The 20,348-nt window shown below is 42.2% G+C and carries 17 protein-coding genes; 9 read left to right on the top strand and 8 right to left on the bottom strand.

What is annotated here, in order from left to right:
- Positions 1-45 precede the first annotated feature (45 nt).
- The 4 genes from lepA (at position 46) to NG22_RS08855 (ending at position 6,131) form a co-directional block, all read left to right on the top strand.
- Complete coding sequence (gene lepA, locus NG22_RS08880; protein ID WP_053405424.1) at positions 46-1,836, top strand: translation elongation factor 4; 1,791 nt, start codon at positions 46-48, stop codon at positions 1,834-1,836.
- A 200-nt stretch (positions 1,837-2,036) separates the two neighbouring features.
- Positions 2,037-2,717, top strand: a complete 681-nt coding sequence (locus tag NG22_RS08875) for a hypothetical protein (protein ID WP_053405423.1) — start codon at positions 2,037-2,039, stop codon at positions 2,715-2,717.
- Between the two features lie 783 nt (positions 2,718-3,500).
- Entirely contained in the window at positions 3,501-5,093 is a 1,593-nt protein-coding gene (locus NG22_RS08865; protein ID WP_053405421.1) for a DUF4139 domain-containing protein, read from the top strand.
- 579 nt (positions 5,094-5,672) lie between these two features.
- Positions 5,673-6,131, top strand: a complete 459-nt coding sequence (locus tag NG22_RS08855; protein WP_053405419.1) for a GNAT family N-acetyltransferase — start codon at positions 5,673-5,675, stop codon at positions 6,129-6,131.
- Between the two features lie 84 nt (positions 6,132-6,215).
- On the opposite strand, the gene NG22_RS08850 is transcribed toward NG22_RS08855, so the two are convergent.
- Positions 6,216-6,542, bottom strand: coding sequence for a MazG nucleotide pyrophosphohydrolase domain-containing protein (locus tag NG22_RS08850; RefSeq protein ID WP_053405418.1), 327 nt, complete (start codon positions 6,540-6,542; stop codon positions 6,216-6,218).
- 252 nt (positions 6,543-6,794) lie between these two features.
- Between NG22_RS08850 and NG22_RS08845 the strand changes: the two genes are divergently transcribed.
- From NG22_RS08845 to NG22_RS08835, 3 genes are all read left to right on the top strand, one after another.
- Complete coding sequence (locus NG22_RS08845) at positions 6,795-7,226, top strand: hypothetical protein (RefSeq protein ID WP_053405417.1); 432 nt, start codon at positions 6,795-6,797, stop codon at positions 7,224-7,226.
- A 455-nt stretch (positions 7,227-7,681) separates the two neighbouring features.
- The gene (locus NG22_RS08840; protein ID WP_253275664.1) at positions 7,682-10,063 is read left to right on the top strand and encodes a DUF2339 domain-containing protein; all 2,382 of its coding nucleotides are present in this window, start codon (positions 7,682-7,684) and stop codon (positions 10,061-10,063) included.
- On the top strand, positions 10,056-11,306 hold the full coding sequence (locus NG22_RS08835; RefSeq protein WP_053405415.1) for a DUF3999 family protein: 1,251 nt from the start codon (positions 10,056-10,058) through the stop codon (positions 11,304-11,306). Before NG22_RS08840 ends, NG22_RS08835 begins: the two co-directional genes overlap by 8 nt.
- A 326-nt stretch (positions 11,307-11,632) precedes the next feature.
- Here NG22_RS08835 and NG22_RS08830 read toward each other — a convergent pair whose 3' ends face one another.
- The 7 genes from NG22_RS08830 to NG22_RS18015 form a co-directional block, all read right to left on the bottom strand.
- Positions 11,633-12,511, bottom strand: a complete 879-nt coding sequence (locus NG22_RS08830) for an alpha/beta hydrolase (RefSeq protein WP_053405414.1) — start codon at positions 12,509-12,511, stop codon at positions 11,633-11,635.
- A gap of 426 nt (positions 12,512-12,937) precedes the next feature.
- The gene (locus NG22_RS08825; protein WP_053405413.1) at positions 12,938-13,129 is read right to left on the bottom strand and encodes a cold-shock protein; all 192 of its coding nucleotides are present in this window, start codon (positions 13,127-13,129) and stop codon (positions 12,938-12,940) included.
- A 21-nt stretch (positions 13,130-13,150) separates the two neighbouring features.
- On the bottom strand, positions 13,151-13,372 hold the full coding sequence (locus NG22_RS08820) for a hypothetical protein (RefSeq protein ID WP_053405412.1): 222 nt from the start codon (positions 13,370-13,372) through the stop codon (positions 13,151-13,153).
- Positions 13,373-14,102: 730 nt separating this feature from the next.
- Positions 14,103-14,942 (bottom strand): prolipoprotein diacylglyceryl transferase, encoded by an 840-nt coding sequence (lgt, locus tag NG22_RS08815; RefSeq protein WP_053405411.1) that lies wholly within the window; start codon positions 14,940-14,942, stop codon positions 14,103-14,105.
- Between the two features lie 49 nt (positions 14,943-14,991).
- On the bottom strand, positions 14,992-16,920 hold the full coding sequence (locus NG22_RS08810; RefSeq protein ID WP_053405410.1) for an ATP-dependent DNA helicase RecQ: 1,929 nt from the start codon (positions 16,918-16,920) through the stop codon (positions 14,992-14,994).
- Between the two features lie 557 nt (positions 16,921-17,477).
- Entirely contained in the window at positions 17,478-18,005 is a 528-nt protein-coding gene (locus NG22_RS18020) for a hypothetical protein (RefSeq protein ID WP_216597612.1), read from the bottom strand.
- On the bottom strand, positions 18,002-18,970 hold the full coding sequence (locus tag NG22_RS18015) for a Na+/H+ antiporter NhaC family protein (RefSeq protein ID WP_216597611.1): 969 nt from the start codon (positions 18,968-18,970) through the stop codon (positions 18,002-18,004). The genes NG22_RS18020 and NG22_RS18015 overlap by 4 nt, the downstream gene beginning before the upstream one ends.
- A 77-nt stretch (positions 18,971-19,047) precedes the next feature.
- Here NG22_RS18015 and NG22_RS17785 point away from each other — a divergent pair, with 77 nt between their 5' ends.
- Positions 19,048-19,242 carry a hypothetical protein gene (locus NG22_RS17785; protein WP_157600954.1) on the top strand — a complete coding sequence of 65 codons (195 nt, stop codon included), beginning with the start codon at positions 19,048-19,050 and terminating at the stop codon, positions 19,240-19,242.
- 194 nt (positions 19,243-19,436) lie between these two features.
- The gene (locus NG22_RS08800; protein ID WP_053405409.1) at positions 19,437-20,252 is read left to right on the top strand and encodes a 2,3,4,5-tetrahydropyridine-2,6-dicarboxylate N-succinyltransferase; all 816 of its coding nucleotides are present in this window, start codon (positions 19,437-19,439) and stop codon (positions 20,250-20,252) included.
- Positions 20,253-20,348 lie beyond the last annotated feature (96 nt).

The raw sequence follows: 20,348 nt of genomic DNA, 5'->3' as shown, positions 1-20,348 counted from the left end.
GAATAATTCCCGGGATATCACCATAATTGAAACAAATAATCTTCAATGGATCATATTAGAAATTTTTGCATCATTGCGCATATCGACCACGGTAAGAGTACTTTAGCGGACCGACTGCTGCAGGAAACTTCCACAGTGGGCGATCGGGAAATGCAGAGTCAGGTGCTGGATGATATGGATCTTGAGCGCGAGCGCGGGATCACGATTAAGTCTCATGCCATCCAGATGGACTATGAGAAAGACGGACAGAAATACACCCTGAATTTGATTGATACTCCCGGCCACGTGGATTTCTCTTACGAGGTTTCCCGTTCCATCGCGGCTTGTGAAGGTGCATTGTTGATTGTCGACGCTTCTCAGGGAGTTGAGGCGCAGACCATCTCCAACCTTTATTTAGCGATGGAGCATGATTTGAAAATCATTCCAATCCTGAATAAGATTGATTTGCCATCGGCGGATCCAGAGGCGGTCTCAGATGAGGTCGTGGAGCTTTGCGGAGTAGACTATGATGAGATCCTGACGGCATCAGGTAAAACCGGACAAGGGGTTCCGGAGATTTTGGAAGCGATTGTGGATCGTATTCCTGCCCCAAGCGGAGATCCGAAGAAACCTTTACGTGCGATGATTTTTGATTCGCAGTTTAACCCATTCCGTGGGGTGGAGGTAATCTTCCGGGTGTATGACGGTATGATCCGCAAGGGAGATAAAGTAAAATTCTGTGCCACCGGACGCCAATATAATGCTGATGAAATCGGAATATTGCGCCTGGAGCAGGATCCTCAGAAAGAAATTGGGGTAGGAGATGTAGGTTACCTGATCTCTGGTATTAAAGATGCCCGCGAGGTAAAAGTGGGGGATACGATCACGCATGTGGAAAACCCGACCACCGAAATCGTAAAAGGTTTTGAGGATGTAAAACCGATGGTCTTTGCCGGTATTTATCCGGTGGATACTACGGAGTTTGAGGAGCTACGATCCTCTATGGAGAAATTGCAGCTGAATGATGCTTCCTTAGTTTGGGAACCGGAGACTTCTGCTGCCCTGGGTTTTGGATTTCGTTGTGGATTCCTAGGCATGTTGCACCTGGAGATCGTGCAGGAGCGTTTGGAGCGTGAGTTCGACATGACGGTGATTACGACGGTTCCTTCCGTACAGTTCCGTTGCACCACGACTGATGGTCAGACGGTGGCGATCAATGCGCCTTCTGAAATGCCGGAGCCGAACTTTATTGACACTATGGAGGAGCCATTTATCAAGGCACAGATCATTACCAAGGCGGAGTTTATCGGTCCGGTGATCGGTTTGTGTATGGATAAGCGCGGTACCTTGTTGTCGCAAACTTATCTGACGACGGATCGGGTGGAATTGATCTTTGAAATTCCATTGGCCGAGATCGTATTTGATTTCTTCGATAAGTTGAAAACCATCTCCAAAGGTTATGCTTCATTGGATTACGAATTGATCGGATTCCGTAAGTCTAAATTGGTGAAGCTGGACATCATGTTGAATGGCGAAGGAGTGGATGCGCTTTCTGCTGTAGTTCACCGTGACAAAGCCTATGAGTGGGGTAAGCGACTGTGTGAAAAGTTACGTGAGTTATTACCGCGTCAGCAATTCGAGGTGGCCATTCAGGCCGCAATTGGTACCAAGATTATCGCTCGTGAAACAGTAAAAGCCTTGCGTAAAAACGTAATTGCGAAATGTTACGGTGGTGATATTTCCCGTAAGCGTAAACTTTTGGAGAAGCAGAAGAAAGGTAAAAAGCGTATGCGTCAGGTAGGTAATGTGGAAATCCCACAAGAAGCCTTTATGGCCGTCTTGAAATTGGATGATTAAGTTTGGCGGCCTTTGGTCGTTTTAAGATAATGCAAAAACACCGGCTGTAAGGTCGGTGTTTTTTTATTTTGTTATGAAAATTATAATTGTCTGATTCTGCTTGGAATTGGTTTTTTGTAAAAGTTATTTGGAGGTGATTTCCACAAAAAGAGCGATTTACTGTTGGGTATATTTTGTGGAAGTATTTTAAATAACGGTTTATGGCTTTTGAATTAGAAAATGTAGTCCCATGGGGTAGGACAATGGGCGAATATCAATCCATGTTTGCTTTATCACCTAAGGATTTCAAACGAAAAATCATCAGTTTTGGAGACGGTCCTGCCAGTTTTAATCAGGAAATGACGGCCCTGGGAAATGCGGTAGTTTCAATAGATCCAATATACCAGTTTTCCAAAAATGATATCGAGAATCGTATACTGGAGACCAAAGAGATCGTGATGTCGCAAATTCGCCAGAATGAGCAGCAATTCGATTGGTCGGTTTTTAAAGATGCGGATGCTCTGGAGAAATGCAGGATGGAGGCTATGCAGGCTTTTTTGGATGATTTTGAAATGGGTAAAAATCAAAATCGATATATTTTTCATGCCCTGCCTCAACCAATGCCCTTTGATGATCTTTCTTTTGAGCTTGGGCTGAGCTCTCATTTTTTATTGCTATATGCAGAGCTTGGGCTGTCCTTCCATCTGCAAGCCATTTACGAAATGCTGAGAGTGTGTGAAGAAGTCAGAATTTTTCCTTTATTAAATCTGTCCGGACAACCTTCAGAGGTTCTACCCGGGATTTTGAAGGCCTTGGAAAAGGATTATGTCCTGAGTATAGAGCAAGTGACCTACGAGTTTCAGAAAGGGGGAAATGAAATGTTGCGAATAATGTTGCGATAGCTTGGAGTTGGCCATCAACTATGCGTTTGGGGCTTTTCTAATTCTCCGTGCTACCCCAAGAAATGTAATCCAATGTAGTAGTGATTCCATTGGATTTTTCTTTGATAGGGAGTTAAGGCCAAATTCCTTTTTTTTAAAATCACATTATACTCTAAGAGTCTCTGGTGAGGTATAAATAGTTATTAGCAATGATCATTAAAGCCAAGAAAAAGTATAGAATAGTTATGGTGCATCTAGCGATTTTGCTCCTAATGCTTATTAGTTTAATTGTGGTAAGGAATTGGCCACAATATTTTTCAATGATCGAAGAAGATTATTTCGGCTTTTTAATATTTGATCTACTGGTCATGATTGTTGGTTTTCCAATGTTTGTCTTTATTGTCAATCACTGGATATTTAGGCTTAAGCTATTGTGGCCTTCGATGCTTTATCTTTCAATTGTTTATGGTAGCTTAAATCTAGTTTTGCCCTCAATTCTGAATGATGATGTAGGGTTATTTAGTTTTCATGATCGGAATTTGATCTATCTGTATTGTCCTCTGGTGATGGTGACATATGTTTTTGCCTATTTCATTTCGACCAATTTTTTGTGCGGAGATAGTAAATGGGTAGAGCAATAGAGTTTTGTAAGGTTGCCTCAAAAAGCTCACCTATTCCCCAACCTCAGGCGTATTTTTTGTTTTGGAATAATTTTTGTGATTTTTCTAAGTATACTGACCATTTGGTGAGGGCTGATGACGGGAGTAGGCAGGTCGGTATATTTCATTCCTAAACTCCAAAGCGATGAAGTATCTAAGCAACCTCTTATTATTCCTGTTTTTATCGACCCCCCTCCTTGCACAGGAAATTTCCTCCAAAATCTCCAAAGTAGACTTGTTTGAGTCCGGTGCTACCATTCATCGAAAGGCCATCAAAAGTTTGAGTAAGGGAGAGCATGAAATTATTTTTACGGGCATCAGTCAGGGAGTGGAGGAAGCGAGTATTCAGCTAGCTTCCAGTGGGCAGGTATTGATCAAAGGGGTCCGGTTTGACTACGATTATAAGACCGACAAAATCCGACTGCAACAACAAAATTATACTGATTCTCTATTCCTGCTACAGGATCAGAGGGAGGAGCTGGAGTTTGAGCTGGAATCCCTAAAAAAGCAACAAGAGATCCTTAAGCAAAACAGTCAGCAAGCCGGAAATGAACATCGTTCTACAGAGGAAATCAAGCAACTATTACAATATTATGCTCAAAAGGACGCCGACTTGTTTCGGGCAATCAATAAGACGCGACAAGCACAACAGCAGGCAAAAGCAGTTTTTCAGGATTTTTTGAGAAGAAATAACAAGGGAAGTTATTATATTACAAGCGGGGCGGTAATCGTCAACCTGGAAGCTTTTCAAGCAGTCAAAGCGACTTTCGACCTCAATTACCGGGTCTCTGCGACAGGATGGGAAACACAGTATGACATTAGGATAAAAGATATTCAAAGTCCCGTTCAGCTGGTGCACAAGGCAGAGATTTATCAGAGTACCGGAGCCGATTGGAAACAGGTACCTCTTACCTTAGTAACCGGGAATGCCAACAGTAATCAGCAGTTGGCGACACTAAACCCTTGGTATCTGCGGGAAAACCAGCCTTCGAAAATCATGGTGCGTGGGGCTGCTACCCAAATGATGGAATTGGATATTGACTTGGACTATGAAGAAGAAGCGGTGGATGAGGATTTTGAGGTAAAGGCTAAAGCACCCGCCATGCATCAATACACCAAAACGACTACGAACGTGATCCAGACCGATTTTTCCATTGAGAAACCTACCACCATTCTATCTGAAAAAATGAATGGCTATGTAGAGTTGGCGCAATATGAACTTACGGCGGATTATCAATTCAAGGTCGTGCCAAAGGAAAATACCAGTGCTTTTCTGATCGCCACCCTCTTTGATTGGGGAGATCATCCCTTGTTAAAAGGTCCCTCGCAGAATTATTTTGGTGGCCGTTATGTGGGGCAGGGCTATATTGATCCTGCTGTTTCGGATACGCTCGTCATCTCCCTTGGGGTTAGTCCGCAAATTCAATGTAGCCGTAAAGAACTGAAGCAAAACAAAAGCAAAAGGGTATTGGGAGGCAAAGTTCGGGAAAGCCGGCTTTATCAAATTGAGGTTCGGAATAATGGTCAAAACACCGCAAAAGTAGCCGTCGAAGATCAACTGCCCGTGAGTCAGAATGGTAAAATTGTGGTGAAGCCCACCGAATTAAGCGGAGCGGTGCATGATGCGTTTTCAGGGAAATTGAAATGGGAATTTGAGCTTGCTCCCGGAGCCAAAAAAACCATTCAATTAGGCTTCGAAGTGGAATATCCCAAGGGGTTTTCAGTGGATGGGCTATAGGTGACTTTTCTCCTGGGGGTTGCCCTCAATCGGGCTGACGCGGCTCACTTATGAGGCGAAGGGCAACGGCCCATCAGCTGGATATTCATATTTAAATCCTCATTTAGCTGCCATTCGGAAAAAGGACGGCGTTTTCCTATTGCCATTTTTCTCAATCAGGCAGACGAAGGAGGAGAACGCAAGTTCACCCGAATTTGGGTCATTCAGTCACCTCTAAATCGACCAAAATAAGCTGAAGTCTAGCTCCTTAAAGCGAATTTTTAAGGCTAATGGTGAATATTCCGGCTCAAGCTTTTCTTCAATGGTAATCATGAAAAACAGGGTGTTTTTTATTTTTGGGCGGCCCCAGGCTAACGCCTGACCGGGCTGTCGGCAGTCGCTCTTTTGGGGGAAGATTGAGATTCATCAACGGATTGCTTCCCCCAAAAGGAGCTCCAACAACCGGCTTCGCCGCTGCCTTCATCCCTGGCCGGGGGTGCAGTGAAAACCCACCCTCGCCCATCAGTAAAATAATGCTCCTTTTTAGCCTCATTTTTTAGGCAAGATCTTTATTTTTAGGGTGCAAAAATCAATAACATCATGCTTAGCCTACTTAGAACCGACTCCTCTCACCAAGATTTTCTTCAGCTGGTGCAAAATTTAGATCAGGATCTCGCCATTCGCAATGGAGAGGATAATGCTTTCTATGCGCAATTCAATAAGGTGGATGCCATTCCTTGCGTGGTAGTTGCGTTTTTGGAGGGCAAGCCGGCGGGTTGTGGGGCCATGAAATTTTTTAGTCCCGGGAAAATGGAAATCAAGCGCATGTTTACGCTGGAAGCGTGCCGGGGAAAGGGAGTGGCCTCCGCCATATTGAAGGAGTTGGAGCAATGGGCCGAAGAGCTCGGTATGCAAAGTTGCGTACTGGAAACCGGCATTCAGCAACCGGAAGCGATTGGTTTATATCAGAAGCAACAATATCAAAGGATTCCCAACTATGGGCCATATGCCATGGTGGAGGACAGCCTTTGTTTTGAAAAGCAATTGGCGGAAATTTAACACAATTTTTAAGCCGCATGATTCAAAATCCAACCATATTTTGATGAAAGGCTGGAAACTGAATCTATACAGGGCAGAAATCTCTTATTCTGCCTGCTTCCAAACTCTTTTTTCGTTGATGATTTCCTTCTGTCGGAATGCCTCTTCCAGATTTACTTCATAGCGGTTGGCTATGGCGCAGAGATAAATGAAGATGTCGGCCAGCTCCCCGGATAAATTTTCAAATTTGGAATGTTGGTCAATGGCCAATCCTTCCGCCTTGCGAACCGCTTTAAATAGTTCCCCGACTTCTTCACCCATTAACAGGCATTTGTCCCGTGCAGATTGCTGATCAAATCCTCTTTCGATTTCCATCTCTGTGATGTATTGTTGGAAGTCCTTGAGGGTAGGCTGTGATTTGAGTTTTGGCATTATGAAATGTTATGAAAATTGAAATTAGGCGGGAAATTAAGGATTCTCTTTCAATCCCCTTTTCTTTAAGCGGAATTTCTTTCAATAAAATTCCACTACTTCTAATGTGGAAAGCGGCCGGGAATTTATCCTTCCATGAATGACCGCTGCAGGATATTCTTGTTTGCTGGTGGACAGGATTCCGGAAGATCACTTATTTCCTTGTTTGAAATAATTATATTTATAAAAATTTGAATTTATAATACAGATAAGGTGGCGAAAGAAATTCCATTGCAAAAGGGGAAAATCATTTTTGAGAAAGACCTGATTTGTATTTCAGATGGTAAAGTTACTCAACGGAGGGTTTTTCTGACGATATTTGTACTTTGGCTGTTTGTCATCATTGGCAGGATTTTCTATGAGTCTGAAGCTGCCGGTTTAAACTTCTATTTTGGGGTGTTTCTGATTCATTTTTTATTGGTTACTGCCTGGAGTTTTACCTCCTCTAAACATCGAATTCACCGAAGGGAAATAAGAACGATGCAATTAAAAAAATACTGGTTCGGCGGGCCTTTACAACTTTCTATCCAACTAAGATGGTGTCGTAGAAGAAATGTAAATATCCCGGAAAATGAAAGAGTTCAAGTCGAAAAACTATTAAAGGAATGGTCTGCAAACAGGATTGATCTTGAGGCGGATGAATAGCAAAAGTTAGCAGCAGAAGTGCATGACAAACTCCGGCTTGCTGATTTAGTGCTTTATTTTGAAAGGCTATCTTTTGTGCTACTTAATCCGAAATATTCACCGCTATATTTATAAACCAATCGGAAGAGGTTTATTTTCAGTTCTTTGAAACTTGTTTTCTTTGAGTTATAATAGCCCAAATTTGGGCAAGCTTGCTTTCTCCTCATTCCTCTGTTTCGTTGGAAAAAACTCGAAATAGGAAACTACTCCTTCCTCTTCCCCGCCTAGCAGCCAAACAGGGATTCTAGCATACAAAATTCAGGCTTAATGCTAATCCCAAAGAGAGGTTGCTGATGATATTTTTGTGTTTTTATAGCTACTTTTAATTTAATATCATACTGAATATCATTTCTATAGTTTGTTTTCTCCATATGCCTTCCATAAATTGAAAGCTTTGTTGTAGCAATAAAATTCGTATGCTACAGTATTTTTCAAAAGGCAACCTACTTATGGCAGAAGGTCAGGATCAATATCAATCTTTATTAATGAGGCTGGATCGTTTGCAGGCTCAGTACCAGGCGCAGCAAAGAGAGCTGATGGCGATCAAGCGGGAATTATTGGAGCAGCAGGCACAAAAGATGGAGTCTTCCTCAAGCGCTCTAGAATCTGAGCAAAAAGTTTCTCCTGCAGCTGAAGCGGTGCTAGAGATTATAGAACAACCCAAGTCAGGGCCCGCTTTCTCTCCAAAACAAGCCGAAGCGCCATCCTCCCCAAAGCTGGCTAAAAAGACCGCCGAAGCCTTTTCCTTTAATTGGGAGAAGTTCATCGGCGAAAATCTGATCAATAAGATCGGGATTTTTATTTTGGTTCTGGGAGTGGGGATTGGGGCGAAATATGCCATTGATCATGATTTGATTAGCCCATTGGCCCGAATTATTATGGGGTATTTAATGGGGATTGGCTTGTTGGGTTTTTCGTTTAAATTAAAACCGAAATACGAAAACTACAGTGCCGTCTTGCTAAGTGGGGGAATGGCTATTTTTTATTTCATTTCTTATATCGCTCACAGTTTCTATGACTTAATGCCACTCGGTTTCGCTTTTTTCCTGATGGTGGTTTTTACCGGATTTACAGTCTTTGCGGCCTTAGTTTTTAATCAGCAAATTATCGCACTATTGGGAATGGTGGGTGCTTATGCGGTTCCTTTTTTATTGGGTAACAAAGCCGGAAATGCGAATGTCTTTCTGGGCTATATTAGTTTAATCAATATGGGGATTTTAGTGCTGGCTGTAAAAAAATATTGGAAAGCATTATATTATTCGGCCTTTTCCTTTAGCTGGCTAATCTATTCTTTTTGGATGTTTTCTGGCTATAGAGCAAATGAGTATTTTGTCACCGCTTTAGTCTTTTTAACGATTTTCTTTTCCCTGTTTTATTTGACCAGCATTTCCTACAAGCTATTGCAAAAAGAAAAATTTGGCAGAGCTGACTTATATTTAATTCTGGGGAATGCTTTCCTTTATTATAGTTTTGGGTATTACATTTTAGCCGGACATGCGATTGGGGAGGATTTCCTTGGTTTGTTTACCCTCCTCAATGCCCTGCTACATTTTTGTGTAGGTTATGGTGTTTATAAACGAAAATTATCAGACAGTAACCTATTTTACCTCATAGCTGGTTTGGTGTTGGTTTTTATCACTATTGCAATACCTGTTCAGCTGGACGGGCATTGGGTAACCCTTTTATGGTCAGGGGAAGCGGCTTTGCTGTTTTGGATTGGGAGGACTAAATCAGTGGAGATTTATGCGAAATTAGCCTTTCCCTTGATTATTTTGGCCGTAATTAGTTTGCTGCATGATTGGGGGAATGACTACCCGTCATTATCTCTTTTTGATCAGGTGAAATCAGTGCCTTTTTTATTCAATACCGCATTTTTAAATAGTCTGTTATTTACACTGGCCTTTGGTTGGATGACCTATGTTTATCAGACGAGCAGGCAACCCGTCGAGCTTTCTGAATTTTGGAACAAGTGGTGGCTGCCAGCGATTCCTGCAATTTTTCTATTCGTTTTGTATGGCACCTTCTTTCTGGAGGTCAACAATTATTGGGTGCAAAAATACTCTAACTCCATGCTAAAAATACCGGATCGGGAAACGGGAGATTTGGTGACGGTGTTTGATACTTATCAATTGAAGTTCAGGGAGGTCTGGCTGATCAACTATTCGGTTGTCTTTCCCTCGGTGCTTATCGGTTTGAATCTGTGGAAGTTGAAAAACAAGTCCTTGGAAAAGGTTAACCTGATATTTCAATTTCTTTTTGTGAGTCTGTTTATTTTGGCAGGTACGGAGGAGTTGTCTGCTTTGGCGGAGGCCTGGAGATTCCCTGATGTTGATAGTAACTATGCGGTGAACTTCTATTATTTGGGCATCCGTTATTTAAGTTATCTGATATTGGCCTTCGGAATGTATATGCTTTATTTACAAAAACAGCAAAGTGATTGGGCAGAAATGCTTCGTATTCCTTATGACCTGTTATTGTATATTACCCTGATTTGGGTATTGAGTAGTGAGTTATTATTGTGGATTGAAAATGATGACTCTGCCATGAAATTAGGGCTGAGCATACTTTGGGGGTCTTATTCATTAATGCTGATTGCATTGGGCATTTGGAAAAAGAAGCAACACTTGAGATGGGCCGCCATGGTGCTTTTCGGAGGCACTTTATTGAAATTATTCTTTTATGATATCGCCCATTTAAGCACTATTTCCAAAACCATCACTCTGGTGGCACTCGGACTATTACTTTTGGTGATATCTTTCCTCTATAATAAGTATAAAAACCTGATAGGTAATGAATAAGCTTTTATGGTTACTTTTATTAATAGGTAGTCCAATAATAACGGAGGCTCAGGCAGATAATGAGTATGCTTATCGACGGCCATTATCAGAGGTAAAAGATGTTTGGCATAAGATATCCATCCCCAATGAGATGTTTTCCCAGCTCAATGGGGACCTTTCTGATCTTCGTATTCTGGGCAGGACATTGGCAGACACGCTGGAGGTACCCTATATTTTAAAGAAGCTGGAGGGGCAAAGTCGTAAGTTGATGGTGGACTTTAAGCTGATCAATCAGGTTAAAAAGGAGGGTATTTATTTTTATACCTTTAAGTTAAATGAAGGGAGAAGTCTTAATAGGATTGAACTCGATTTTGGTCAGCAAAATTTTGATTGGAAAATACAATTGGCTGGTAGCTACGATCAGCAAGAATGGTTTGAAATACTTGCTGATTATAGGATTTTATCTCTTCATAATGATGCTGCTGATTTTAAATTTTCCCGGTTAAATTTTCCGGAATCTGAATTTACTTACTATCGAGTAGCCATTAAGAGCGCTACAGATCCATTATTTCAAAAAGCCAGATTATGGCAAGCGAAATTTGACCCGGGAACTTATAGAAAATACTCTTTTTTAACGCAAGAGGTAGAAACGGAGTGGAAAAGGACGGTAATCCGATTGAATTTAGCAGGGGAATTGCCTGTAAGTAAGCTGGAAATTCCTGTCCATTCTGAATATGATTACTACCGAAAGTTTGTGGTAATGTGTGCCAGCGATAGTTTTAAGACCGCTAAGGGATGGCGATGGAATTTTAGGCCTGTTTATAATGGGGTGTTGACTTCTGTTCGGAAAAATGAATTCGATTTTGAATCGGTGCGGGCGAAAAAAGTTAAAATCCATATCGAAAATGAGGACAATGCCCCGCTTTCAATTGGTCAAGTTTCCTTAGAAGGACCAGCATATATTCTTCTGGCTCGATTTATTGAAGAGGCAGATTATTTCCTTTATTATGGAAATAAAAAGGCCATATTTCCACGATACGATATTCATCGCTTTTCCGCTAATATTCCTAAAGAAGTCATCGCGCTGAATTTAGGGGAGGAAGAAAAATTGACTTCCCAATCCCCTGATGAAAAATCAAATGGGCTGTCAGACTACTGGTTTTGGGGCGTTATGGTTTTGATTATTTTGCTTTTGGGAGGTTTTACCCTTTCGATGCTGAAGGAAAAACAAGCGACAGAGGCAGATGGAAATTCTTTTAACTAATCCATAAATCTTTTATGGGTCCCCTCAATCCGTATTATTCATGCTTTTATCCCGATTAACGGCAATACGGAAAAATGACGGAGTTTTTCCTTTTTTTCAAGGTAGCAGGTGAATGAGGCAAAGACAAGTCTGCCCAAATTTGGGCGATTAGAAAATGAGCATAATCAATCTCCATCAGCAGGAATAAAGGGCTGTGGGCGAGCTACTTAATCTAGTGGTGTGTGATTTAGATGAATTTGCCCGAAAACGTTTAAAAAACCGTTTCCTCCCTGAGCCGGCAGGAAAGAAGCGGTTTTTTTGGGTGGCCAATAAGTCGTCGGATCATATCAATCAGCGATCAATGCTTTAATTTTATTGACCGTTTCTTCCGGTAGTGCAACCAGGGTTTGGATATGCTCCGTATCGGTTTCCCAAAAAGTTTTCGGAGCACGGGCATTGGCAAACAAAGTTTTTCCATGCTCCGCCTTTACCTCCCGGTCCTTCTTACTATGGATAATGAGTTTTGGGAGATTTTGGATTTTAGCAATATCACGTACAGCGACATATTCCTGATTGAAATTTTCCGGATGTGCGATGGCCTGTTTTTTAAGGAAATCTACAGGGGCATAATCAATGGCCAGTTGTTGGGCCGAAGGGATACTGCCATCTGTCACCAGCGCATCCACCTGCTCCTGATTGTCAAGGGCCAGCTTAATAGCGACCTGCCCGCCAAGGGAAAGTCCCATCATAATCGTTTTTACACTATCCTCCTTAGTTTTGAGAAGGAAATCTTCGAAGGCATGCTGGCTATCACTCAATACATTTTTGTAGTTGGGTTTGCCCATGGATTTTCCATAGCCTCGCCAGTCTGGAATGTAGACATTGAATCCCGCCTGAAGCAGGGGTTCTATTTTGGACGCATATCTGCTGGCATTTCCCCCTGCTCCATGAACAAAGAATATATTCCCAATCAGACTGTCTGTCTTTTGTTTGAAAAAGTAATGATATAGCGAGAGGGAGTCCTGCTCGATGAGCTCCACTTCCTGATAGTCAAAATCGGATAGATCGGCCAGCTCTTTGGTAGGAAAATAATACAATACGGATTCATCATTATCTACAATGGCCTTTATCCTGGGATTACTATGGTATAGGTATAGGCCAAAGCCAATAGAGGTGAACAGAAATAGTAAAAGGAGGGCTCCCAAAACTTTCAATATTTTCATCATAAGGTGTTAAGGTTAAGGTTAGCGTGGCAAAATATGTCGGTATATTTTAATATCAAAATTTATTCCTCCGTATAAGTCGTTTTTCAAATGGGGGCATATAAACTAAATGATGCATGCACAAACCCTCCTCCAGCCACAGGAGGGGAGTTAAGGGCTAGTGCCTTATTTGGCGTTTTTTCGAGGGAGAAGGAAGCAAGCCAACCCCAATTTGGGCAATTAGGACAGCAGTAAAATCAGTTTGCGACCTGATATGAAATTCTTTAGGGCAATCTACTAATGCTTGCGGTGAATAATTCGGTTTAGGAATCTTTAGGATTTAGAATGAGCCGCAAATGACGATTTCTCATTGAGTGGATGAAATTTCAGGGCATAAAAAAAGCCGAATCTTTCGAAACGACTTTAAGAAAAAAGGATTTGATCCTGTGATTATACGCGACGTACGTTCACGGCATTCAATCCTTTTGGTCCACGCTCTACGTCATATTCCACTTTGTCATTTTCGCGGATATCGTCCTGTAGACCTGTTTTGTGAACAAAAATATCTTGATTAGTTGCATCATCTTTGATGAAACCAAAACCTTTTTCGTCGTTAAAGAATTTTACGGTACCTGTACTCATTGTATTAATTATTAAAATATATTATTGTTGCTGATCTTTCTTTTTCTCAGCTTTATTTTCTCGTTCTTCTGGAGGGACAGTAGTAATATTACCAAATTCGTCTACATAGGCCATCATATCTTCCAGCTTTCCGCTGCTATCCTGAGATTTACGATCCAGGCGTTTCTCGAATTTTTCAGCCTTTTTTTTCCGCTTCTTTTCCGCTTTCTGTTTTTTGATAAAACTATTCTGTGACCTTGCCATACGCTCTTTTCATGTTAATAATGCCTCCTTGGGAGGGTGTCGTCATAATCAAGGCTTCCGGGAGGAAGTATATTGTTAAAGAAAAGAATTAAAACCTGATAGGAGGGAACGCTTGCCTTTATGATTAAATACAAACAGTGGCAGATGCATGAGGGTTTTGCTTATCGGAGCCGGAGAGTAAAATTCGTGAAATTCCGGCGGCACAAATGACAAACTTACTGATGAATAGCAGACTGTACAATGAGTATAACTTGACACAAAGGTAAGAGGAACTTTTGCCGATTCCTAATGGTATTGTGGATATTCCACTTTGAATGCAGGCTTACGAGGTGTTATTTGACCGTTTTGGTAACCGAAATTCAGCCTTTTTTAATCCAATAAGCCTGCTCAGCGCCTTGTGCGCCTGCTTTGAGTTAAATCATTGAAATTGACTTTATTTAGCAGAAAAATGGTCTGATGGTTACTTTTTTGCTCATTTGATGGGCGAATTTGAATATCCGAACCGCTTTAGCCGGATTATTCAGCTTAAATCCTCGTTTAGCTGCAAGGCGGGAAAGATGAAGGAATTTTTCTTATTTCATTTTTATCTAAGGAAACATATATATGAGGAGCAAGTAAGTTTGCCTCAATTTGGGTTATTAACAAATCGGTAAGCATAGCGCTATTGAATTGAAAATAAGTGACTAAGCTGGTTTACTTAATTTAGCGGTGAATAATTCGGGTTAACAATTTATAAGGCCAGGCTAGTATTTTTTTGTTTGATATTCGCCCGAAGGATAAACCCTAGCCCAAGTAAAATAAATGGAATGCTGAGCCACTGGCCCATATTGAAGAGCATTTCCTGTTCGGCAGAAGTTTGGTTTTCCTTGACAAATTCCAGAACAAAACGAGCAGTGAACACCAAAGCAGTGGAAGTTCCAAAAAGTAGCCCGGGCTGCGTGATGGCATTACGTTTTTTATATAAGAAAAAATTTAAGCAAAAGATACCCAAATAGGCAATGGCCTCATAAAGCTGCGCGGGATGTCTGGGTTGCTGATCCACCTGTTCAAAGATAAAGGCCCAGGGGGCAGTGGTGATTTTTCCAATAATTTCGGAGTTCATCAGGTTTCCCAATCGAATAAATCCGGCGCCCAGTGGCCCAACGACCGCCACCATGTCCAGGGTTTTTAAAAGAGGAATTTTTGCCCAACGACTAAATATAAGGAACACTAATAATAAGCTCAGGGTTCCTCCGTGACTGGCCAGGCCCTGATAGCCGATAAAGGTAATGTCTCCGCCAGGGGAGATGGCGATGGGGAAAAGCATCTCTAAGGGCCGTGAAAGGAAATAGCCAGGTTCATAGATCAGGCAATGGCCCAATCGGGCGCCCAGTAAGCCACCGAACATGCCGCCATAAAAAAGTTTCTCCAGATGCCCTGCCGGGATGCTTTCTTTTTTGAATATAAGATAGAGAACATAAATGCTCAGCAAAACGCCGATCATAAAAAGAAAGCCATAATAACGAAGGGGAACACCTGCCACAGAGAAAAGCTCCAGGCTGGGGTTCCAGTGAATATAAAAAGCGGTCATGATTAAATTGTAAGGAGGGCGTCCTGCCCATTAATATAGGTTGAGGTTTTTATTCTTCTTCTTCAATCCACTTGAGTACTTTATCAAAAGGATAAGTTTCTAAAAGACCATAGCCGGCTGTTTTTTTATTGCGCAGGCGGGAAAATTTCGGCATGCTCACGCCCAAAAGGAATTTGGTCATCAGTCGGGCATCCAGTTTGCCGGCCAGTTTTTCTGCTTTGGTGAGAATATTTGCTTTGTCGAGCTCCTCAAAATTATCGGAAAAGGCGCCCTCAGGGAATACGGCTGCCTTTTGGTCACGGCAATAGCTGCATTTACCGCAGCTTTCCCAATCGGTGTTTTCACCAAAGTAAAGGGATAATTTTTTACTCAGACAGCCTTGCGACTTAAAGAAGTTTACCATTTCATGCAGGCGATCTACTTCCGCAATCTCTTTATGCAAAAATACCTGATACAATTGGTCGGTCATTTCCTCTATAGAATAGCGTTCCGGCCAGTTCACTTCAAAAGCTTCTTTCATTTTACTCGCCTCCATTTTGATCAGGCTTTGCTGTTGCAGGCTTTCGAGCACGGCAATAACACTTTTGCGATCTCCCTGAGGGTAATGTTTTTCAATGGCCTCAAAGTCTATGGTCATCCACATGCGGGCCATTTTGCTACTTTTGAAAATGGCTTCGATCAGGGGTTTCTGCTCCGGCGCGCATTTGCGCAGCACATTTTCCTTGAGTGTTACAAATTTTATTTTGTATTCGGAGAAATAGGAATGAGAAGGGGTGATGATCCCTTCGTTTTCCAAATAGACCAGCATGGTGCGCAGCGGCGTTGGGCGGAAGTTGGCATTATAGGAAAGGTCATAAATCTTGGGCTCCCATAAATTATTCTCTGCCCGGTCAATAGATCGTAAAACACGTGCTACGGCTTCTTTGTCCGGGGTGTCTCCATAGATGAAGTTTTCCAATAGGGCAAAATTACTTTCATCCGCCATCATGATACACTGGGATTCCTGCCCGTCACGGCCGGCACGGCCAATCTCCTGAGAATAATTTTCTATAGATTTGGGCAGATGATAATGAATGACATGGCGGATGTCGGCTTTGTCAATACCCATTCCGAAGGCGATGGTAGCCACAATCACATCTTTATCCCCACTCATGAATTGCTGCTGAATTTCCTTCCGTTGGTCTGAAGGCATTCCGCCATGGTAAGCGGTGGCATTGATGCCATTTTCTCTCAGAATACGGGCAAGATCTTCGGTATTCTTTTGCAGGGTGACATAAACAATAGCAGATTCTTCCACATGCTGCCTCAAATAGTCAATAATGGCTTCCTGTCGATCTGCATCATTATAAGGCCGGACATTAAGAATGAGGTTTGGGCGGTGAAAGCCGGTAACCGAGAAGTTATCCAGCGGAATGTCAAATTTCTCGCCCATATCTTCAAAAACCTTTGGAGGGGCCGTAGCCGTGAGCAAAAGTACCTGTGGGAATTGGAAGGTTTCTTTATACTGCGGTAATTTGATATAATCCGGACGAAAGTTATGTCCCCATTCCGAAATACAGTGGGCCTCATCAATCACCAGCATGGAAAGCTTTAGCTGGCTCAGGAAATTTCGGAACCTTTCATTCTTAAAGCGCTCCACCGCTATAAACAGGACCTTGTATCGGTCCGCTTTTAAGTCTGCTGCAATTTGTTTAGCCTCTTTAGGATCCAGGGTGGAATCAATTCGAGTGGCGGCAATACCTTTAGCATGAAGAAACTTCAGTTGGTCTTCGATCAAAGCCAGTAGGGGAGATACCACCACCGTTAAATGGGGTAATAAAATCGCCGGTAATTGATAACACATGGACTTACCGGATCCGGTAGGAAATATGGCGCCAGCCGATTCTCCCCGCATAAGGGTTTCAATAACTTTTTTCTGTCCGGGACGAAAGTCGGAGTAACCAAAGTGTTTTTCAAGAGACTGCTCAAGTGTGGCCATAGACGAATAATTTCAGTTTTTTTTCGCTTGTCAATGCGGATTCCAATTCCAACAGGTAAGTAAATAGAAAAAAATGGGAATAAATAGTTCAGGCAAGAAATCCTGCCAATGTTGATAAAATTGAAAATAAAAAAAGCAGCCCAAAGACTGCTTTTATTTAAATTTTTGTGGTGTCGCTTAATCCGGATGATTCATACTTTAGCCTGAATTTTTCACCGCTAGAATCAGAGTGTGCCATAAGAAGCCGTATGTTAATCAGTTATAATTTAGTCTGCCAAATTTCTGATAGCCCAAAATTGGGTAGGCTTGTTTTCTCCTCATTCATCTGCTTCCCTGGAAAAAACTCGAAATAGGAAACTTTTCCTTCGTTTTTTCCGCCTGGCAGCCTAACGAGCATTGATGCATGAATAATCCGGCTTAAATCTTCGTTTTTAACGTGTTTAAGGGCCGAAATTCGCAGCGAAAATTTGATTATTGCAGAAGCGATGCCCGATTATTTTGAGAGCATAGCAGCGCTATTAATGAGCAATTCGAAATTTAGCAATGATTAATTCTCGTTATATCACCTCTTCCACCAAAGGGGCCTTTTCTTCTATGGCTATATTTTTCTTTAATTGAACACTAGGCTCTGCCGGCAATTGGAACAGCGGAATAAAGCGGTCCCAGCCCGTGAAAGTAGCAATCAGGATGGTAGCCACCGCTATCATCGCCATATAATTGTATTGAATAATGCTGATCGGATCAAATTGGTAAAATTCCTTTGGGTAGACTGCCGTGGCAATTCCGACATAGAATCCAATATAAACATGCCAGGGGATAAGTTGCGAGCCGAATACCCCCAGGGCATCGGAGAAGGTCGCATTGCGTAATCGCAATTTGTATAAATCTTCTTCACTACCTTCCACATTGTCATCCACCAGGTTCTTAATCATCGGTCCTACCGTCACGATCTGGGCCATCTCATCTGCCAAAGCCGCATTACCCAGGATAGACAATACGCCATTGGCGGTCATCAAATGTCTTACTTTAGTTGAAATTCTGACCACCAATAAAGACAAGGGTTCAAAGGCGTTGATCTTTTTCATGATGCCCCAAAGGCTGCCACCCACATCATCATCACGATCACCCAGGATCCCGCACCGGAGAAGCCATCATAAACCAATTGGCCAAAAGCGGCAGTAGATTCAACGGTGCCTTCATAAAGTCCGAAGCCCATCGCACTGATAATCCCGATAAACAAGCAGGCCAGAGTAGGTAATCCTTTTATGGCGGCGATTAAAACCAATATTAATGGAATCGTCATATACCAGGCCATGCCTTCTTTTACCTGATTGAGCAATGCCACGGCAGAGGCTCTTTCCGTTTCTAAGGCGGTCCAGGCACTTTCCGGAATGGCCGCAATGGCAGAGGTGGCGTCTGCCGTTTCAGTAGGTAAGTCCATGGTGTAACCACTGATGCCAAAGGCAATCACGCCAAGCAATAGCACCAGGCCTGACCACACTCCCTGATGGCGAATGCGATCAATCACCTCTACTTTTTGGATGCCGGAGCTGACAATGGTGGTGTCGGAAATCAATCCGATGTTATCTCCAAAACAAGCGCCGCCTGCAATGGCGCCAATGGTCAGGGCCACATTTCCACCTAATATATGGTTCAGCCAAAGGAATACGGGTGCGCAAGCCGCAAAAGTTCCCCAGGAAGAACCTGTGGCAATGGATAAAATGGCGGTCACCACGAGGCCAATCATCGCGATGCTTTGAGCGGTTACGCCTAATTCCAGCGCCAGGTTTATGATGGAGGCTCCTACGCCTGTGGCCATAAATGCTTCGGCCATCGCATAGGCCGCCATTAATATAAAAAAGACCATCTGCATCTCTTTCACATTGTCTACGGCGGCATTGAGCACCTGATTGAAATTTAATTTTTCTGAGAAATACGCTACCACTGCAGCATAAAGGGTAGCAATCGGAGCAGCCAACAGCACATCCATCCCGGAGATCATCATTGCCGCAAGCAAGAAGACCGGGCTGATTTTAATCAACGCTAACATGTATTCTTTTGTGTTTATGTCGTGTTATTCAATTGCAAAGGTAGTGGCTTGTCAGGAATGGAAACGGAATTGTTCTAATGAGTATAAATTCAATCGTTCGAGTTATAAATATAACAAAAGATGGTTTGCATTTAAGAGTAGATTGTATTATTCCAGCATGGCTTTGGCGGCTCAATGGGATTTATGTCCTTCATATAGAAAAAACAATTGTTGTTATTGATGAAACAAATATCGGGGCGTTTTTAGAAGGTTTGGGCTTGAACTACCCTTAAAATGGCTTTGAAATTTCTCTTAACTTGATTTTTGTGAGGTTTTGCTGGTATAATTAGGAGAATGCTTGTTATATTTTTGAATTGAATTTCAGTTTTTGTTTGTTTGAAGGAAAAGCCCTAGCCAAGATTTTGTAGGGTTCTCCTTTTCCCTAATTTTGCGGCGTCCAATCACAAAAATTACACTTATAATAAGAATGGAAGAATTAAAGTCAATTATAAATAAGGCTTGGGATGATCGTTCCCTTTTAGAAGATCCAAAAACGGTTGAAGCTGTTGAGACGGTGATCGAAATGTTGGATAAAGGTGAGTTGCGTACTGCTGAGCCTGTAGGAGACGATTGGCAAGTTAACGAGTGGGTAAAGAAAGCAGTAGTACTTTACTTCCCATTGCGTAAAATGGAAACTTTGGAGGCAGGTCCATTGGAGTTCCACGACAAAATGAAATTGAAGACTAACTATGCTGACTTGGGTGTGCGTGTAGTACCTCACGCAGTAGCGCGTTATGGTGCTTATTTGTCTCCGGGTGTGGTCATGATGCCTTCTTACGTGAACATTGGCGCGCGTGTAGGTTCCGGTACTATGGTAGATACCTGGGCAACCGTTGGTTCTTGTGCACAAGTTGGTAAAAACGTTCACCTTTCCGGTGGTGTTGGTGTAGGTGGTGTTTTGGAGCCATTACAAGCCGCTCCGGTAATCATCGAAGATGACGCCTTCATCGGATCTCGTTGTATTTTGGTAGAAGGAGTACGCGTAGGTCGCGAGGCTGTTTTGGGAGCGAACGTTACCTTAACAGGTTCTACAAAAATCATTGACGTTACAGGTGACGAGCCGGTAGAATACCGTGGTTATGTGCCTCCTCGTTCAGTAGTTATTCCAGGCACTTTGCCGAAGGAATTCAAAGCAGGTACTTTCAATGTGCCATGTGCATTGATCATTGGTAAGCGTAAAGAGTCTACTGATAAGAAAACATCTTTGAACTCTGCATTGCGTGAGAACAACGTATCTGTTTAATTGATACTGATTTAAAGAGATAACTTTTTGTTATTGAAGCCCATCATTTTACTATGATGGGTTTTTTTATTTTATTTGAATATTATTTATTTAATA

The sequence above is a fragment of the Persicobacter sp. CCB-QB2 genome (assembly GCF_001274635.1).
GTDB classification, from domain to species: Bacteria; Bacteroidota; Bacteroidia; order Cytophagales; family Cyclobacteriaceae; genus Persicobacter; species Persicobacter diffluens.
The sequence above is the reverse complement of the archived record's forward strand: the minus strand, read 5'-3'. Positions and strand labels throughout refer to the sequence as shown.

What these genes read in the sequence shown, in the direction of transcription:
- NG22_RS08875 (WP_053405423.1), top strand. Translation starts at nt 2,037, where the DNA reads ATGGCTTTTGAATTAGAAAATGTAGTCCCATGGGGTAGGACAATGGGC.
- NG22_RS08800 (WP_053405409.1), top strand. Translation starts at nt 19,437, where the DNA reads ATGGAAGAATTAAAGTCAATTATAAATAAGGCTTGGGATGATCGTTCC.
- NG22_RS18020 (WP_216597612.1), bottom strand. Translation starts at nt 18,005, where the DNA reads ATGAAAAAGATCAACGCCTTTGAACCCTTGTCTTTATTGGTGGTCAGA.
- NG22_RS08835 (WP_053405415.1), top strand. Translation starts at nt 10,056, where the DNA reads ATGAATAAGCTTTTATGGTTACTTTTATTAATAGGTAGTCCAATAATA.
- NG22_RS08840 (WP_253275664.1), top strand. Translation starts at nt 7,682, where the DNA reads ATGCTACAGTATTTTTCAAAAGGCAACCTACTTATGGCAGAAGGTCAG.
- NG22_RS08830 (WP_053405414.1), bottom strand. Translation starts at nt 12,511, where the DNA reads ATGATGAAAATATTGAAAGTTTTGGGAGCCCTCCTTTTACTATTTCTG.
- NG22_RS08825 (WP_053405413.1), bottom strand. Translation starts at nt 13,129, where the DNA reads ATGAGTACAGGTACCGTAAAATTCTTTAACGACGAAAAAGGTTTTGGT.
- NG22_RS08810 (WP_053405410.1), bottom strand. Translation starts at nt 16,920, where the DNA reads ATGGCCACACTTGAGCAGTCTCTTGAAAAACACTTTGGTTACTCCGAC.
- NG22_RS18015 (WP_216597611.1), bottom strand. Translation starts at nt 18,970, where the DNA reads ATGTTAGCGTTGATTAAAATCAGCCCGGTCTTCTTGCTTGCGGCAATG.
- NG22_RS08820 (WP_053405412.1), bottom strand. Translation starts at nt 13,372, where the DNA reads ATGGCAAGGTCACAGAATAGTTTTATCAAAAAACAGAAAGCGGAAAAG.
- lgt (WP_053405411.1), bottom strand. Translation starts at nt 14,942, where the DNA reads ATGACCGCTTTTTATATTCACTGGAACCCCAGCCTGGAGCTTTTCTCT.
- NG22_RS17785 (WP_157600954.1), top strand. Translation starts at nt 19,048, where the DNA reads ATGAGTATAAATTCAATCGTTCGAGTTATAAATATAACAAAAGATGGT.
- lepA (WP_053405424.1), top strand. Translation starts at nt 46, where the DNA reads ATGGATCATATTAGAAATTTTTGCATCATTGCGCATATCGACCACGGT.
- NG22_RS08855 (WP_053405419.1), top strand. Translation starts at nt 5,673, where the DNA reads ATGCTTAGCCTACTTAGAACCGACTCCTCTCACCAAGATTTTCTTCAG.
- NG22_RS08850 (WP_053405418.1), bottom strand. Translation starts at nt 6,542, where the DNA reads ATGCCAAAACTCAAATCACAGCCTACCCTCAAGGACTTCCAACAATAC.
- NG22_RS08865 (WP_053405421.1), top strand. Translation starts at nt 3,501, where the DNA reads ATGAAGTATCTAAGCAACCTCTTATTATTCCTGTTTTTATCGACCCCC.